The following is a 17,094-nucleotide window of genomic DNA, read 5'->3' on the forward strand; positions in this document are numbered from 1 at the left end:
TTTTCAAAGCACACTTCAACTTTTTTGATTTTTGCTTTAATACCCCACCCCAACCCTCCCCTTCGCAGGGGAGGGCGCCGACTGCGTTATTCCTGCGAGACATCTTCCAGATTTTATCTTGAACGTTATTACAACTTTATTTTAACCATATATATAACAATTTACTCACACGTCCAAAATCAATGCGGAGGCATTGGCTGGGATCTAATAAAGATATTCTCAATTTAGATAAAAATTTATTATATTAAATTTGATGATGGTTATTATTGCATATAGTTAAGCGAAAGCATTACTGTTTCAGGCGATTGATTTTTAAATTACAAAGAGGTAGTGTTTGTATGGTGAATTTATTATTTCAATAAGGATATTTAAATGGCAATTCCAGCTTATTTATGGTTAAAAGATGACGGCGGTGCGGAAATCAAAGGGTCTGTGGATGTAAATAATAGAGAACGTAGTATTGAGGTCACAGGGTTTTCACATAATTTACGATTGCCAACAGACCCTTTAACCGGAAGCATTACAGCAACGCGTAATCATTCTGCGATGATTTTCCAAAAAGAGTTTGATTCATCATCACCTTATTTATATAAAGCGGTTTCAAAAGGCCAAACTTTAAAGTCAGCAGAATTTAAATGGTATCATATCAATGATGCAGGGCAAGAAGTTGAGTATTTCAATATATTTATCGAAGGCGTTAAGGTTGTGAGCATTTCCCCGCTGATGCATGATATTAAAGATCCAACCAAAGAAAAGCACAATCATCTTGAAGTTGTTGAACTCCGTTACGAAAAAATAACGTGGAAACATTGCGATGGGAACATCATGTTCACAGACTCATGGAATGAAAGGGCGTAAATTATGTCCAGACACCCTGTAGAAGGTGTAAATCAGCATCCTCCTTATGATATATCTGCAATCATCCCCCCAGGCATATCTATGAGTAATCATATGATGACGGCTCGTTTACACAAAGGTCCATCTGCATTAACTTATATATGGTTCTATAATCAGGTCAGGAATCATGGACCCTGGGACTATAAACAGTTGGGTGGAAAATATGAAAATTTCGGGAATTTTCATTACGGGGCTGTAGGAACAGCAGCAGGTATTTCACCTGGTGTTTTATTAAGAGGTGCTGGCGTGGCTCAAAAATTTGCAGGTACAAATGATCCTGAATGGGATTCTTATGAGGGACCAAACTCCCATTGGGATGATCCTAAAGATCAGACATGGATAAGAGCAGGAATTGATTATGCCAAAAGAACGGGTTTTTAGGAAAATATATATTTTCATCGTGTTGGTTATAGCTTTCCTGGGATATTTAATTAAGGTGGTATTAGATTTCTCACCTTATGAACAAACGATTATACGAAAGGAAAGTATAGGCGAGTTTAATACCCTTTATGTGACTGAAGGTAGTGCGGGTGCAACGACCCAAAATACGTATAAATATTATCTTTATCCATCTGTAAAAACAGAGAAAGAGTTTCTGGCGGATGTCAGAGATTATCCTTCTGTTCTTTTTACTTCAGATTCAAATGTCCAAATGCAATTGAAGGGCAGATATCTCTATTTTACAGTTAAAGGAACTATTTATAGTTTTACCAACCAATCTGATTCTGTCTTTATATACCTCAACTCAACCCCATTTTAGTGGGGTTTTATCCGCATGTTACCGTTCAATCTTAAACCCGACCTCTATTTTGTTCAGTAACAATGCTCATATTTCATTCAAATAACCATCACATTCCCGCCATGTAACGAGCAAAAACGCAGGGCAGGGGGCTTATTTACAGAACTGACGGGAAATAACAAACGGGGACAGTGCCCCGTTTGTTGCTATAAACAACGGGCAATCAGAAAGTGGCTTTAACGCCTAAAGACCCCATGACGCCTTCGATATCATTGTTGTATCCTTTCTGGTATTTAATCTCGCCATAAAATGACGTATTCCCTTTTATATTGCTGCTAAAACCTGTGCCCGCTTGCCACCAGTCGGATGCCATATCAGCGTTTAATGTTGACTCTCCAATTTGCGTAGATGGCGTATTATTTAGAATATGCACAGTGTCCAGTGTCAGGTAAGGGCTGATGAATGAAGTGGCGCTGTCGTGATAAATCCGCATACCTGCGCGACCCATGCCTGCATTGGTATGGTGACTTTTAATGTCGGATATTTCATCGGAAAAGCCGCCAGATTTTAAATACTGATAGGCCAGTTGCATCTGAGGTTCAATTTTTACCGAACCTGCAATTGTCCAGGGTTTACCTGCTTCAGCGGATAATAAACCCCCATAACTGTCTTGTTTAGCATCATAACGGCTATCAAACTGGTTGCGATACCAGGTGATTTGTCCGACAAGATCCAGATATCCCCCATCAGAAGCCATCCGGGTGTAATAACTCCCCAGACTGTAGGCATCTGTGCGAAGGCTGCCAGTATCAACTGATTTGCCCAGTACACTGCGTAGCTGATCTTGTGCATCTGTCGTCTGATGTCCAAGAGTCACCATCACACCCGCGTCAGTTTGCGTGCCATTGTCCGCTTGTTGCTTATAGATGCTGTTACCCATTTGCAGGAACCAGGTGTTGGTATCGTATCCAAATCTTCCCGCATTATAAGACGTTTTGCTGGCTTCAGTTCGTGCCCAAACCCCCTCTGTATTGACCTGCCGCTGATGGAAGGTTCCTACCGTACTGTAAGCGTAGTTGAGATTAAGTGTGGTACTGGCAATATAAGCTGGTATTTCCGGGCGATAGGATCTGTCGATTACAGGTTGTGGCTCAGGTGCAGGCTGAGGTTCTGGAGTCGGGTCGGGCATAGGTTCTGGACCCGGCTCAGGAGTCGGGTCTGGCAACGGGTCAGGAATGGGCGAAGCCTTTATTTCGGAGGTGAGGTACCAGTCATTAGCATCGCTGCTACTGCCTTCCTGAAGTGTGTAATCGTAAGCATCTGCGCTCACTTCCTTCGCCAGCAAGAATGATGCCGTACTGCTACCGTCAATCATCACCAGAGGAATGCTCACGGCATCAGCGCCGATCCCTGAGCCATTAATGAGTAATGCATATTGGCCTTCTGCATTACCTGTTACATGGATATGGTCGGTCTGACTTTGTTCTCCGCCTGCATTGAGATTTGTATTCAGGTTAAAGGTACCGGAACCTGACAAACTGCCCATTGTGAGCGTCTTGTAATCTCCGCCTGAGGCGAAGTTAACCTGACTGTTATCCATTGAAAGTTGGGCTATATCAGAGCTCGCTGACAGGTTCCATACACTTTGTTGTGTGGCGTTGATGGAAACATTTCCCTCTGCCGCGCCGTTCAGAGTTGACTGTGTAAGATTCAGATATAATGAGTCCGCAACCGAAGGCGGTGTTTCCCTTGCCTCACTGGCAGTTGTAGAAATATTGCCATTGATTAGCGAATTGTTTTGCGCGTTAACGGTCAACTGAACGCCTGATGTACCTGTACCATATGCCACGATGGCGTCAGAAGCATTTATCTGCGAAGCATTGAGTGTCGCCAGCCAGTTACCATCATTCGCCATCATGCCGCTGGCCGTTCCCGTGCTGCTGATCAGAACATCATTTGCGGTAAAACTTCCGCCTCCACCCTGATCAAACAGAACTGCATTTGCGGTGTCATTTTGTGTCACGATGCTGCCGCCAGTCATTGAGAACTGGCCTGCTCCGCCAACACGAACGCCATGGGCGTTCACACCCGCAGTGTCGATATCAATTTGATTCAGGTTAACATGGGCTTCCTGCCCCACATCCACGCCGTATGCATTATCTCCCTGAGTACTGATGCTGCCGCCATTCAGCGTGACCTGAGTGCCTGCATCACTGGCGTAAATACCTGTTGCACCGGCGCCTTCAGTGGAAATTATGAGCGCCTGATTAAATAAAGTTTGAGCTGACGCTGTATTACGCATTCCTGTTGAATCTGAACCAAGGGTATGAATACTACTTTCCAGATCATGAATAATAATATTACTGTTTTTGTTAACTATCCCTGCGGATTTTTTTCCTGTTGTGGTTATATTTATTCCCCCGGACTCCAGGGTGCTCTGGTTGTTCAGTGTTACTGCTTCTCCATTATTTCCTGAGCTTGTGATGCTCACGTTATCCTGAATTTTAATCTGAGAGTTTTCAGCTATAAATATGGCGTAGGTGTTGTCATAACTTGTCGAGACATGGACATCGCCAGGGCCTATATCAATGAGACTATTTCCTCCTCTGGCGAGTAATCCGTCTGCGTCAAAACTTGACGTGGTGACCGAAAAACCGCCACTCAGGTATATGTTTCCACCGTTATTTGCCCGGATTCCATCGGCGTAATCACCTGATGTAGTGAGTGAAAGAATAGTGGCATCTCTGGCATCAATAATGCCTCCGTTGTTAGCATGAATAGCGGGAGTACCTGTTGACGTAATTTCCAGCTCATCATCGGCCGTGAGTGTTATTACCTGACCTGTAGAGGCAGAAACCGGGCTGGTGATTTTTTCTGCCTGAGCGTTACTTGCACACTGCGTTGCAATGATAAGCAGGCTACCTTTTATAACTAAACTGGATCTTCTGGAAAATTTATTTTTATAGTAAATTGAATTTTTCATATTCACATCCATTATGAATTGCGCGGTAAATATAAAATTAAATTATAATATTCAATTTTTATTGAAGATTGAACGCATATCATAAATAGGAGTTCCGTAAAGAAGGCTTATTAATATATTAAGGAATCATTAATGCACAAATTATCCACTTTATATTCGGCAATATTCTGACCAGGATTTCCCTTTTGGGATGATACCTTAAACCCGACCTCTATTTTGTTCAGTAACAATGCTCATATTTCATTCAAATAACCATCACATTCCCGCCATGTGGCTGACACAAATGCAGGACAGGATAGGCACCTTATTTCGCTGACCGGTACCCTGTAATGCGCCGCACGTTGTTCCCTTATCTGATTTTGCTGCCGACGCTGATTTTTCTGTTTTTATTCACCTATTACCCCTTATTTCAGTCAGCGACGGACAGCCTGTTTGACAGTCGTCTGTCGTCAGACGCGCCGCCGTTTGTCGGTCTGCAAAACTATCTGCGCCTGATCCAGGATTCAGTCTTCTGGCGCGCGCTGCTCAATAATCTGGCGTACATCCTGATGACCGTGGTGCCCGGCATTATTCTTGCGCTGCTGCTGGCGGTTGCGCTGTGGGAAAACACCTCGCTGAACCGCTGGCTGCGTACCGCGTTTTTCTTCCCGATGATTATCCCGCTGGTCAGTGCCGCCACCTTGTGGTTGTTCATTTTCATGCCCGGTATGGGGCTGCTGGATTACTACCTGGCGAAAGCATTCGGGCCGATGAATAACAATTATCTCGGTATGAGCAACAGTGCGCTGATTGCGCTGAGCGTGATCGGCGTGTGGAAATTCGCCGGTTATTACATGCTGTTTTTCCTCGCCGGATTGCAGTCGATCCCCGCCTCTGCACGCGAAGCGGCGCTGATGGAAGGGGCGTCGCGCCCGCAGGTTTTCTTCTATATCACGCTGCCGTTACTGCGCCCGACCATCAGTTTTGTGGTCACTATCGCGCTGATTTATTCGATTACCCAGATAGATCACGTCGCGGTGATGACGCAGGGCGGGCCGAATAACGCCACCACCGTCTTGCTGTATTACATCCAGAGTCTGGCGAATGACACCCATGATTTAGGCAAAGCTTCGGCGGCGACATTCCTGACGCTGGTGTTGCTGTTTGGTTTTTCGATGCTGAATCTGCGTGTGCTGGAAAGAGGAGCTCACTATGAGCGTTGAAACGTCTGAAGCGCCGGTGATGACCGGTAAAAAATTGCGGGCGGGCGTGCGTTCGCCATCGATGTTATTGCGCGGTGCGCGCCGTTCGACACTGCCGGTTTTACTGCTGTGCGCGGCCTTTTTATGGATGGCGCCTTTCCTGTGGATGCTGTCGTCAGCATTCAGTGAAAGCAGTTTTTCGCCGGATATGGCCTCGCTGTTGCCGCGCTTCCCGCTGACGTTGCAAAACTTCCGTGATGCGTGGGACAGCGCCGACTGGCTGCGGCTTTACACCAATACCATTTTCTTCTCCTTCGGCACCTTTCTGGTTCAGCTGGTGACGATCACCACTGCCGGTTACGTGTTCGCATATCACGAATTTCGCGGCAAACAGACACTGTTCTACCTGCTGCTGATCCAGCTGATGATCATGCCGGTGATTATGATGGTGCCGAACATGATGATCCTCAAACAGTTCGGGCTGCTCAATACATTGACCGGCGTGATGATGCCGTATTTCGCCTCAGCGTTTGGCGTATTCCTGATGCGTCAGGCGTTTCTCAGCATTCCCCGTGAAATCGAAGAAGCCGCGCTGATGGAGGGCTGCCGCTGGTGGCAGGTGGTGTTCCGCGTGCTGATCCCGATGTCGTGGCCCGCCATCCTCGCCTTTGCCACTGTCAGCATTACCTATCACTGGAATGAATACCTGTGGCCGCTGATGGTGCTTAACGATCCGGACAAACAGGTGCTGACCGTCGGACTGGTGTCTTTCGCGATGGGTGCGGAATCGGGCGGGCAGTGGGGCTTAATTACTGCCGGAACGCTGATGGTGTGCCTGCCGCTGATGCTGGCGTTCATTATTTTTCAGAAACAGTTCCTGAAAAGCTTCGGCTTCTCGGGCATCAAATAAAGGAGTCATCCATGTTTTTAGCTCAGATTTCTGACATGCACTTTCGCAGCCACGGCCGCAAACTGTATGACTTTATCGATGTGAACGGCTGTAACGCCGAAGTGGTCAGCCAGCTTAACGCGCTGGAAGAACAACCGGATGCGGTGGTGATCACCGGCGATATCGTTAACTGCGGTTTGCCGCAGGAATATGAGGTGGCGCGCCGCACGCTGGGCAACCTGCGCTATCCGTTGTTTATCATTCCCGGCAACCACGACGACAAAGCGCAGTTTCTGGAAGCGCTGCATCCGCTGTGTCCGCAGCTCGGTACTGACCCGCAAAATATGCGTTACGCCATCGATGATTTCCCGATGCGTCTGCTGTTTGTCGATTCCAGCCTGGCCGGAGAATCGAAAGGGTACCTGACGCTCGAAACGCTGGCGTGGCTGGAAGGTCAGCTGGAGCAGGGCGGCGATAAACCGACGGCGGTGTTTATGCACCATCCGCCGGTGAAAGTGGGTTCGGCGCAGATGGACGCGATTTCCTGCGAAAACGGCGATCAGCTGCTGGCGCTGATCGACCGTTTCCCGTCGCTGGTTCGCGTGTTCTGCGGCCACACGCACCGCCTGATTTTCACCCAGTACAAACAGGCGATCATCACCACCATTCCCGGCACGGTGCATCAGGTGCCGTATTATCATCACAATCCGGCACCGTTTTATAACCTCGAACCGGCGGCCTGCGTGATGCACCGTCTGGTGGATAACACCGGGCTGGTCAGCTATCTGCATCCGCTGTCGCAATATCCGGGGCCGTATCTGTATGACGCGCAAATCAGTTGCCCGGCGGATGAGCAATGATGTCTGGCATTCGTCTGGAAAATATTACCAAACAGTTTGAAGGCAGCACGGCGGTGAATAAGCTGTCGCTGGAGATTGCCGACGGCGAATTTCTGGTGCTGGTCGGGCCGTCGGGGTGTGGCAAAAGTACCCTGTTGCGCCTGCTGGCGGGTCTTGAAGAGGTCAGCGACGGGCGCATTATGCTCGACGGCAATGACATCTCCGGGCTGTCGCCGCGCGAACGAAATTTCTCAATGATCTTCCAGAACTACGCGCTGTTCCCGCACATGACCGTGGAACAGAACATCACCTTTGGCATGCGTATGCGCAATGAGCCGAAAGATCAGCACCAGGCGCGGGTGGATCGTGTCGCCGGATTATTACAACTGGAGCCGTTGCTCAAACGTAAACCCGGTAAGTTATCCGGCGGCCAGCGTCAGCGTGTTGCGATGGCGCGCGCCATTGTGCGCGATCCGAAGCTGTTTCTGATGGATGAACCGCTGTCGAATCTCGATGCACGGCTGCGCACGGAAGTGCGTGACGGCATCATGCAACTGCATCAGCAACTGAAAACCAGCACCGTTTATGTCACTCACGATCAGATGGAAGCCATGACCATGGCGGATCGGATCGCGGTGCTGGATAAAGGCCATTTGCAACAAATCGGCGCGCCGGAAACGCTGTACGCGCACCCGGCCAATCTGTTTGTCGCCGGATTTATCGGCACCCCGTCGATGAATCTGTTTCTGCTGCCGTGCGCCGCTGGCGTACTGACAGTCGAAAACCAGCCGGTCCGTCTGCCGCAAACTGAACATGCGCAGGCGCTCGATGAGGTGTATCTGGGCATCAGACCCGAACACATCAGCGACCGGCCGGTGGAAGGCGAAAGCCTGCAATTGCAGGCGACGCTGACCTATCGCGAGCTGCTCGGCGCGGAGTATCTGTGCCATGCCGACACGCCGCTCGGGAAAATCCGTTACGTACGTAAAAACCAGTTGCGGGAAAACAGCGGGGACATTCCACAACCCGGCGACCGCATTACTTTGTATTTCTCTTTGCACGACCTTCATCTTTTTTCAGGCCAAAACCAGCAGAATCTGCACCGGGAGAATCACCATCATGCGTAAAGTATCTGTGCTGGCGCTCGCCATCGGCTTTATTGCCGCAGGCACGGCGTCCGCCAAAGAAAATATCGATTTCATGTTCCCTGCACCGGTTGACGGCAAGCTGACCATGGAAATGACCCGCGTTATCAAAGAATTTAACCAGTCACAAAATGATGTGGAAGTGCGCGGGATATTTACCGGCAGTTATGACACCACCAAAGTGAAAGCCGAAGCGGCAGCGAAATCCGGCCAGCCACCGGCGCTGGTGATCATGTCCGCTAACTTCACGGCGGATCTGGCGATCAAAAACGAAATTCTGCCGATGGACGAACTGTTCAAATTCGGCGACCAGAAAGCCACGCCGTTCCTGACGCAAAACTTCTGGCCCGCCATGCGCCAGAACGCTCAGCTTAACGGCGTCACTTACGCGATCCCGTTCCATAATTCGACGCCTATTCTCTATTACAACAAAGACATGTTCGCCAAAGCGGGCATTACCGCGCCGCCGAAAGACTGGGATGAATTGCTGGAAGACTCGAAAAAGCTGACGGATTCGGCGAAAGGTCAGTGGGGGATCATGTTGCCATCGACCAACGATGACTACGGCGGCTGGATTTTGTCGGCACTGACCCGCGCCAATGGCGGCCAGTATTACAACGCCGATTATCCGGGCGAAGTGTATTACGACAAACCATCCACCCTGGGCGCGCTGCGCTTCTGGCAGAATCTGGTATACCGCGACAAAGTGATGCCGTCGGGTGTGCTGAACTCCAAGCAAATCAGCGCGGCGTTCTTTTCCGGCAAACTCGGCATGGCGATGCTGAGCACCGGTGCACTGGGCTTTATGCGTGAAAATACCAAAGATTTTGAGCTGGGCGTGGCGATGATGCCTGCCAAAGTGCGTAACGGTGTCACCATCGGCGGGGCGAGTCTGGTGAGTTTTAAAGGCATTTCCGATGACCAGAAAAAAGCGGCTTACACCTTCCTGCAATATCTGGTCAGCCCGAAAGTGAACGGTGCCTGGAGCCGCTTTACCGGCTATTTTTCACCGCGTATGGCGTCTTATGACACACCGGAAATGAAAGAATATCTGGCGAAAGATCCGCGTGCGGCGATTGCGCTGGAGCAGCTGAAGTACGCCTATCCGTGGTATGCGACGTATGAAACCGTGGCGGTGCGTCAGGCGATGGAAAATCAGCTGGCGGCGCTGGTTAATGATGAGAAAGTCACGCCGGAAGCGGCGGCGGCACAGGCACAGAAAGACGCCGACACCATCATGAAACCTTATGTGGAATCAACGGCACTGACTGTTCCAAAGTAGGTGATCTCGCTCCTTCCCCTTTACGAGGGGAAGGAGCAAAAAAATTACTTCAGCCAGCCCTGCTGGTGGGCGTTGTCCAGATGGCTGCGGATATGCAGCCACAGTTCAGGATGGATATCGGCGATAAAGGCATTACGGGCTAACACCTGCTCCAGACGGATATTGTTCTCCACCCAGCTCTGCCCCTGATTATTCAGGTTCATGATCATCGGCATCACGCGGTCGATCACCAGCGCAAAGCGCGCTTCCGGGGTTTCACCCGCTTCGTATTCATTCCACAAATCCAGGAATTGTGTGTTCAGCGGTGCAGGCAGCAGGCCGAACAGGCGTTTCGCGGCAATGATTTCCTGATCGTGAACTGCTGCGCGGGCAGCGAGATCGTAAACCAGCACATCACCGGCATCGATTTCGACGATGTCGTGGATCAAAGCCATACGGATGACTTTATTGATATCAACGCCTTCCGGTGCGAAAGGGGCCAGGGACATTGCTGCCACGGCGAAATGCCAGCTATGTTCTGCGGAGTTTTCCTGACGCTCAGTGCCTAACACTTTGGTGCGACGTTGCACGCTTTTCAGTTTGTCGATTTCCATCAGGAACTGAAAAACTTCGGTCATTGCGCCGAAATTCAGCGGGGTAGTGGCTGCAGACATACTAAAACCTTAGTCATATTGACGGCATGGTAAACGGCGTTATTTCACTTTTCCGCTACACCTTAGTCGCTTGATATAAAAAAATCATGTTTTTGGGTGCGGAAAATGCATGTGTCTCAAAAATGTAATCTGAATGAATTATAAACAAATTGAATGAATTGAAGGGCTTCACACAACGGGGTGAATGAAATGATGATCTGCCTAAGAGACTGTTACATCAGATAATACTCATTTTAAGCTTACAGATGTACACTGGAATGGTTCTCAGTTAATCTGATTCTGTTGAACCGTTTTATTAACAATCATTTTCCCTTTTTTGTCTTGAGGATTCTCAACGTATGGGTAAGTTGTCTCCATCCCCACAGGGATATCCGTGGGCCGAAGAAATTGCCAACAGCCTGAGTCACGGCGTTGGTCTGGTTTTCGGGATTGTCGGACTGGTGTTGTTACTGGTTCAGGCGACAGGCGATAACGCCAGCGCCATGGCGATCACCAGTTATAGTTTGTACGGCGGCAGTATGATTTTGCTGTATCTGGCCTCCACGCTGTATCACGCGATACCGCATCAGAAAGCCAAATACTGGCTGAAAAAACTTGATCACTGCGCGATTTATTTGCTGATCGCCGGAACCTACACACCGTTCCTGCTCGTCGGGCTCAATTCCCCGCTGGCGAAAGGATTAATGGCGGTTATCTGGGGGCTGGCACTGTTCGGCGTGATTTTTAAACTGGCATTTGCGCACCGTTTTGAGGTGCTTTCGCTGGTCACCTATCTGACGATGGGCTGGCTGTCACTGATTGTGATTTACCAGCTTGCGACCACACTTTCTCTTGGCGGTGTGATATTGCTGGCGCTGGGCGGCGTGATATACACGCTGGGCGTTATTTTCTACGCCTCGAAACGCTTTCGGTTCGGCCACGCGATCTGGCACGGATTTGTGCTCGGCGGCAGCGCCTGCCACTTTTTAGCCATCTATTTTTACGTCTGATGTATTTAATTCAATTCAGTAAAAGGAAAGCGGAGCCTGATGCTCCGCTTTTTTGTGCCTGCTATTTCTTACCCGCGTCGTCCGACCACCATTGCACCAGTGAAGGCACCGGCCGCAGATCGTAATGCGCTTCGCCCAGCAGATGATTGAGGATTTTCGCCGATCGCCACGCAGTCAGTGTCAGTTGCCCCTCGGCGCTGCCGTGGCTGTGAATACCGGCATTCACCGCGTAAATGCGGTTCTGCTCCGGGCCGTCCCAGCGCAGATTGAAATTCGGCTGCAGCGGCAGATGCTGCTCGCGGTCATAAGGAATACGATCCAGCAATGGCTCGAGATAATCCGGCAAACCGGGACGGTAGCCGGTTGCCAGGATCACAATATCGGCACTGAAATGTTCCTCGCATTTTTCCAGCCCGTGTTTTGCCTGCAAACTGAAATCGCCAGCCGCATTACGCACGATATGATCCAGTGCACGGTGCGGCAACAAACGTACATTACGCCGCTGATGCAGCACGTCGAAACGGTGATAAAGCTGCTTGTAGATGTCTTCGAGCGTGTGATAACTGATGCCATCAGAGGGCAGTTTTTGTGTTTCGATTTCCTGCTCGCGCACCTCTTCCGGCAGCGTATAAAAGTAATTCACATACTCCGGCGTGAAATACTCATTGGTGAAAATGGATTCATCCAGCGGCTGAAAATTAGGGCGGCGTGATATCCAGCTCAGTTCGGTGAACTCGCCCCAGTGGCCGCTCAGCGCGTTGAGAACGATGTCGGCACCGCTTTGTCCGCCGCCGACAACGACCACACGTTTACCGGTGAAATCTGGCTCACGTAGTTCTATTTCTGCGGCGTGAAAACAGTTATCACCCAGCGCCGCCCGTGCCGGTTTTGGGATCCACGGCGCATGGCCGGTGCCGAGGCAAATATTGCGCGCGCGGTGCTCGCCTTTTTCACTCTGTACGATAAATTCCTGTCGCTTATCGTCGAAATCAATACGCTCAACCGGTTCGGAAAAATGCAAACCCGCAATGCGGTCACACGCCCAGCGCAGATAGTCGGAAAACTCATCGCGGCTGATGATCAGCTGTTCCGTGGCCAGAAAACGGTAAATCTTCTTCTGATCAACCAGATAATTAATAAACGAAAATTCGCTGCGCGGCGCAACGGTAGTGACCAGATCCTGCAGGACGTAGGTCTGCATGGTCGCCGTGGGTAATAACATACCGGGATGCCAGCTGAATTCCGGGTTAGCATCAAAGAAAGCGGCGTTGAGTTTTTCTGTGTCTTTTGCCATGGCGGCGAGACTTAAATTAAAAGGGCCGATACCAATACCAATTAAATCCTTCACGGGCATCTTTCTGTTCCTTATGTTTTTAGGATATTTTGGAAACGACGTTATTAAGCATAGGTCAGCCGACAGCGGCTGACATTTTTCTCGATAACTTATCGAAATATTCCTAAACTCAGTCAGTTCGCCCTCTCTTTCTTAATGATTTAAAAGGATTTGCTATGACCCGCCTGCGCCGTTTTAAACAAGTTGATGTGTTCACCGCTGAGCCACTCAAAGGCAATGCATTGGCCGTGATATTGGATTCGGAAGGACTGACGGATGCCGAAATGTTTGCGATGGCCCGCTGGACCAATCTGGCGGAAACGGCGTTTGTGCTCAAACCGGTTTCACCCGAAGCGGATTACCGTGTGCGGATTTTTACGACCGACAAAGAGCTGCCGTTCGCCGGACATCCGACGCTGGGCACGGCGTACGCGCTGTTGCAAAGCGGGCTGAAGCCAAAAAACGCGGGATATCTGGTGCAGGAATGCGGTGTCGGGCTGGTGCAGGTGAAGCAACTGGCAGATGGCGGTCAGGCATTTTCCGCGCCGCCTGCGCAGATGAAACCGCTGGCGGCTGAACATCACACCTTGCTGGAAACCGCGCTGCGCGGCGGTAATATTCAGGCTGATGTCATGCCGGTTGCGGTTGATATGGGCATCATCTGGCTGGTCGTACGGATGGAAAGTGCGCAGGATTGCCTGAACATCACCGCCGATGCCGCGGCAGTCAGCCAGCTACAAAAACAACTCGGGATTAACGGCATCGCGGTGTACGGTTTACACGATAAAAATGGCCCGGCGGATTATGAAGTGCGGGCGATTATCGATGAGGACGGCGTGCTGAAAGAAGATCCGGTCACCGGCAGCGCCAATGCCTGTCTGGCCCGGGTGCTGAAAGCGGCGAATTTCCCGGATGGCGCTCAGATGGCACAAACTTACCGCGTGCGGCAGGGCACCAAACTCCAGCGCGATGGCCGCGTGACGGTCACGTTTGTGGATGGCGAACCCTGGATCGGTGGCGATACCTGTACGCTGATCGACGGCACGTTAGATCTCTGATCAGCGGGGCGTCAGCCCGTGCTGTGCTGTCTGTAACAGATGAATAAATGCCTGCATGTACGGCGTGGCGTTCAGGTTATGGCGGTGCAGCAGCCAGGTGCGGTTTTTTACCGTCGCGCCGTCCACGTTAATCGGGCGGCGGTAAAAATGCTCCGGCAGCGGTAAATAAGTGGCGACAATCGCGTAACCCAGCCCGTGTTCCACCATCGCCATGCACACTTCCAGTTTGTCGACTTCCATCGTGACAGTCGGCGCATGGGAAAAGTTGGCATTCCACCAGCGCTCAATCAGTTGTGTCACGTGCGGGCCGTGATGAATTTTTATCTGCGGCATGTGCGGCAGCAGGGCGAAATCAAAATCCTGACTGTTGATCAGCACGTAGTCATCTTCCTCAATCAGATGCTTGCCTTCCTTCCAGTTAAAATCGTCCTTGACCAGCGCCATATCAATTTCCCCGCGCAACAGTTTCTGAATGATTTCCTCGCTAAAACCACTCATCAGATTCACGCGGATCCCCGGATGCGTCTGCCGGAACTGGCTGAGTAATGGTGGCAGACGGTACGCTGCATAGTTGCTCGACACGCCCAGCGAAATCTCTCCCTGCTGTTCCTGATCCAGACTGTGCAGATTGAGTTTCAGTTGTTGTAAATCGTTGAGCACGGTCAACGCGTGTTGCGCGAGATATTCCCCCTGCGCGCTGAAAACCAGTCCTTTTTGTCCTTCTTCAAACAGACGGATCGCCAGCTTGCGTTCAATCTGGCGCAAACGGTAACTGAGCGCGGGCTGCGAGGTATAAAGCTGCTCTGCCGCCCGGGTAATGTTTTTATGCTGATATACCGCCCGCAATATCAGCCAGTCTTTCTCGTTCATCGTTTTCCGCCGCCAGTAAAATCCCTCAGCCATAAAATAATTTTTGCGTAAAAGACGCAACAGATAAAAAGGCTCAATTTGACCGAAAACGTCAAAAGCCCTATTTCTGTAAGGCACAGAGACGTCTTATCGCAGTGCCAGATTGTATTCATCCGAAAATAATTTTTGGTTTTTGCACCATCGCAGGGAATAAACATGTCGAATTGCACTACATCAGTTCATCACGCCGGGGAACCGAAAACTCAGATTATTGCGGCTGTGGATTCACTCGCCGCGCAGGCCAGCGCGCTGGCGATGAATATTCATGCCAACCCTGAACTCAGCTTTGAGGAAGTCGAATCCGCAGCGGCACTGATTGCACCACTGCGCGCGGCGGGGTTTGAGATTGAGGAACAACCTGGCGGCCTGGCGACGGCGTTTCGCGCAACCTATGACAGTGGCAAGCCGGGGCCGGTGATCGCGTTGCTGGCGGAATACGATGCGCTGAAGGATCTGGGGCATGCCTGCGGACATAACCTGATTGGCACGGCATCCGTGACGGCCGCGCTGGCGCTGAAACAGCAATCGCATCTGCTGACCGGCAGGCTGGAAGTGATCGGCACACCGGCAGAAGAAGAGGGCGGCGGCAAAATTATTCTCAGCGAGAAAGGCATTTTCGACCATGTGGACGCCGTAATGATGTTCCATCCGCGCGACAAAACCATGGTGGTGCGCGGCGGGCTGGCGTGTGTCGATGCGGTGTTTAAGTTCTATGGCAAAGCGGCGCATGCGGCGTCGGCACCCCAAAACGGCATCAGCGCACTCGATGCGGTGATCCACACTTTCAACGGCATTAACGCCCTGCGTCAAATGTTCACCGACGATGTGCGCGTGCACGGCATCATTTCCGACGGCGGCAGCGCGACCAATATTGTTCCGGCTTATGCGGAGGCGAAGTTCCTGATGCGGGCCAGTACGGTCAGAGGGCTGAGCATTGTTAAACAAAAAGTGTTTGATGCGGCACAAGGCGCGGCGCTGATGGCCGGTGCGCGGCTGGAAGTTGAAGAAGGGCTGACCTACGCCGAGCGCAATAACAATCTGACGCTGGCGGAATACTTTAAACAGAATCTGGACATTCTGGGTGTGGAAGTGGTTCCGCCGCCGCTCAGTGGCGGGATCGGTTCTTCGGATATCGGCAATGTCAGTCAGATAACAGCGGCGATCCACCCGTATATCCGTATCGGTGATGTGCTGCCGCATACACCGGAATTTGCCAAAGCGGCCGGTTCCGGGGCCGGTTTGCAGGCCATGTTGCAGGCGGCAAAAGCGCTGGCGATGACGACAGTGGATTTGTGTCAGGACGGCGCAAAACTTCAGGCCGTGCGGGAAGAGTTTTTAAACTGGAAGTCTCATTTTTAACTTAACAATCAAAATAATAACCTTGGGTAAGAGGACAGGATAATGATGAAAAAAACACTGGCGGCTGCCGTTATGGCACTGACGTTTGGCAGTGCGCTGGCACATGCCGAAGGCGAAACTTTGCGTGTCGGCGCAGATTTAAGTTATCCGCCATTCCAGTTCCGTGATGCGGCGGGCACGCCGACCGGCTTTGAAATTGACGTCACCAATGCCATCTGCAAAGAGATGAAAGTGAAATGTGACTATGTGGTCAGCAGCTTTGACGCTGAAATTCCTTCGCTGATCGCCAAAAAAGTGGATTTCATTTCGCCGCAGGGTGCGACCGAAAAACGTCGCAAAGTGATCGACTTCAGCGATTTTGTGTATCACATCCCGACCAAACTGGTGGTGCAAAAAGGCAGTCCGCTGTTGCCGACGCCGGAATCGTTGCAGGGCAAACGTATCGCAGTTCAGCAGGGGTCGATTCAGGAAATGTATGCCAATACTTTCTGGCAGCCGAAAGGGGTGGATGTGGTGGCATATGCCGATCAGGACACCATTTATCAGGATCTGGTGGCCGGTCGTTTAGACGGCGCGCTCAGCCCGGCGGTGGCGGTGACCTTTGGTTTCCTCAACAAACCGGAAGGCAAGAATTTTACCCTGACCGGCCCGGAAGTGCGCGACGACAAACTGTTCAGTATCGGTTCGTCGTACGGTCTGCGTAAAGGCGACGACCATATCAAAAAACTGCTCAATGACGGGCTGGCGAAAATCATTGCCGACGGCACCTGGGAAAAAATTAAGACGCAATACTTCGGTCCGCTGGATATATCCGTTCATCAGGAAAAGGCTAAATAAT

The 17,094-nt window shown here is 50.7% G+C and carries 16 protein-coding genes; 12 read left to right on the forward strand and 4 right to left on the reverse strand.

From position 1 onward, the window contains the following. The first annotated feature begins 372 nt into the window (after positions 1 to 372). From UC14_RS00005 to UC14_RS00015, 3 genes are read left to right on the forward strand one after another with little or no spacing between them, the layout of a single operon-like run. On the forward strand, positions 373 to 858 hold the full coding sequence (locus UC14_RS00005; RefSeq protein ID WP_112197001.1) for an Hcp family type VI secretion system effector: 486 nt from the start codon (positions 373 to 375) through the stop codon (positions 856 to 858). 3 nt (positions 859 to 861) lie between these two features. After that, positions 862 to 1,278, forward strand: a complete 417-nt coding sequence (locus UC14_RS00010) for a polymorphic toxin type 44 domain-containing protein (protein WP_015698440.1) — start codon at positions 862 to 864, stop codon at positions 1,276 to 1,278. Beyond that, positions 1,256 to 1,657 (forward strand): hypothetical protein, encoded by a 402-nt coding sequence (locus UC14_RS00015; protein ID WP_112150859.1) that lies wholly within the window; start codon positions 1,256 to 1,258, stop codon positions 1,655 to 1,657. Before UC14_RS00010 ends, UC14_RS00015 begins: the two co-directional genes overlap by 23 nt. 202 nt (positions 1,658 to 1,859) lie before the next feature. Here the strand turns inward: UC14_RS00015 and UC14_RS00020 are convergent, their stop codons facing one another. Continuing rightward, on the reverse strand, positions 1,860 to 4,619 hold the full coding sequence (locus tag UC14_RS00020; protein ID WP_157962053.1) for an autotransporter outer membrane beta-barrel domain-containing protein: 2,760 nt from the start codon (positions 4,617 to 4,619) through the stop codon (positions 1,860 to 1,862). A 329-nt stretch (positions 4,620 to 4,948) separates the two neighbouring features. On the opposite strand from UC14_RS00020, the gene UC14_RS00025 reads away from it, so the two are divergent. From UC14_RS00025 to UC14_RS00045, 5 genes are read left to right on the forward strand one after another with little or no spacing between them, the layout of a single operon-like run. Next, entirely contained in the window at positions 4,949 to 5,821 is an 873-nt protein-coding gene (locus tag UC14_RS00025; RefSeq protein ID WP_013576769.1) for a carbohydrate ABC transporter permease, read from the forward strand. After that, entirely contained in the window at positions 5,811 to 6,710 is a 900-nt protein-coding gene (locus UC14_RS00030; RefSeq protein ID WP_013576768.1) for a carbohydrate ABC transporter permease, read from the forward strand. The genes UC14_RS00025 and UC14_RS00030 overlap by 11 nt, the downstream gene beginning before the upstream one ends. An 11-nt stretch (positions 6,711 to 6,721) precedes the next feature. Beyond that, positions 6,722 to 7,549: a phosphodiesterase gene (locus UC14_RS00035; protein ID WP_013576767.1), complete on the forward strand. Its 828-nt coding sequence runs from the start codon at positions 6,722 to 6,724 to the stop codon at positions 7,547 to 7,549. Further along, complete coding sequence (locus tag UC14_RS00040) at positions 7,549 to 8,655, forward strand: ABC transporter ATP-binding protein (RefSeq protein WP_015690330.1); 1,107 nt, start codon at positions 7,549 to 7,551, stop codon at positions 8,653 to 8,655. The genes UC14_RS00035 and UC14_RS00040 overlap by 1 nt, the downstream gene beginning before the upstream one ends. Beyond that, a complete protein-coding gene (locus tag UC14_RS00045; protein ID WP_037036703.1) occupies positions 8,648 to 9,955 on the forward strand; it encodes an ABC transporter substrate-binding protein in 1,308 nt (435 codons plus the stop codon). Before UC14_RS00040 ends, UC14_RS00045 begins: the two co-directional genes overlap by 8 nt. Positions 9,956 to 9,999: 44 nt before the next feature. On the opposite strand, the gene UC14_RS00050 is transcribed toward UC14_RS00045, so the two are convergent. Then, positions 10,000 to 10,608 carry an HD family hydrolase gene (locus tag UC14_RS00050; RefSeq protein WP_013576764.1) on the reverse strand — a complete coding sequence of 203 codons (609 nt, stop codon included), beginning with the start codon at positions 10,606 to 10,608 and terminating at the stop codon, positions 10,000 to 10,002. Positions 10,609 to 10,946: 338 nt separating this feature from the next. Between UC14_RS00050 and UC14_RS00055 the strand changes: the two genes are divergently transcribed. Then, positions 10,947 to 11,597, forward strand: a complete 651-nt coding sequence (locus UC14_RS00055) for a hemolysin III family protein (RefSeq protein WP_112197003.1) — start codon at positions 10,947 to 10,949, stop codon at positions 11,595 to 11,597. A 61-nt stretch (positions 11,598 to 11,658) separates the two neighbouring features. Here the strand turns inward: UC14_RS00055 and UC14_RS00060 are convergent, their stop codons facing one another. Beyond that, positions 11,659 to 12,951, reverse strand: a complete 1,293-nt coding sequence (locus tag UC14_RS00060) for a lysine N(6)-hydroxylase/L-ornithine N(5)-oxygenase family protein (RefSeq protein WP_013576762.1) — start codon at positions 12,949 to 12,951, stop codon at positions 11,659 to 11,661. Between the two features lie 155 nt (positions 12,952 to 13,106). On the opposite strand from UC14_RS00060, the gene UC14_RS00065 reads away from it, so the two are divergent. Continuing rightward, on the forward strand, positions 13,107 to 13,988 hold the full coding sequence (locus UC14_RS00065; RefSeq protein ID WP_037036707.1) for a PhzF family phenazine biosynthesis protein: 882 nt from the start codon (positions 13,107 to 13,109) through the stop codon (positions 13,986 to 13,988). On the opposite strand, the gene UC14_RS00070 is transcribed toward UC14_RS00065, so the two are convergent. After that, positions 13,989 to 14,858 (reverse strand): LysR family transcriptional regulator, encoded by an 870-nt coding sequence (locus tag UC14_RS00070; RefSeq protein ID WP_112151093.1) that lies wholly within the window; start codon positions 14,856 to 14,858, stop codon positions 13,989 to 13,991. A 195-nt stretch (positions 14,859 to 15,053) separates the two neighbouring features. Here UC14_RS00070 and UC14_RS00075 point away from each other — a divergent pair, with 195 nt between their 5' ends. Continuing rightward, on the forward strand, positions 15,054 to 16,256 hold the full coding sequence (locus tag UC14_RS00075) for a M20 family metallopeptidase (protein ID WP_013576759.1): 1,203 nt from the start codon (positions 15,054 to 15,056) through the stop codon (positions 16,254 to 16,256). Between the two features lie 42 nt (positions 16,257 to 16,298). Beyond that, positions 16,299 to 17,093, forward strand: coding sequence for a transporter substrate-binding domain-containing protein (locus UC14_RS00080; protein WP_013576758.1), 795 nt, complete (start codon positions 16,299 to 16,301; stop codon positions 17,091 to 17,093). Position 17,094: the final 1 nt, after the last annotated feature.

Source organism: Rahnella sp. NRRL B-41462, assembly GCF_003263525.1.
GTDB lineage: Bacteria > Pseudomonadota > Gammaproteobacteria > Enterobacterales > Enterobacteriaceae > Rahnella > Rahnella aceris.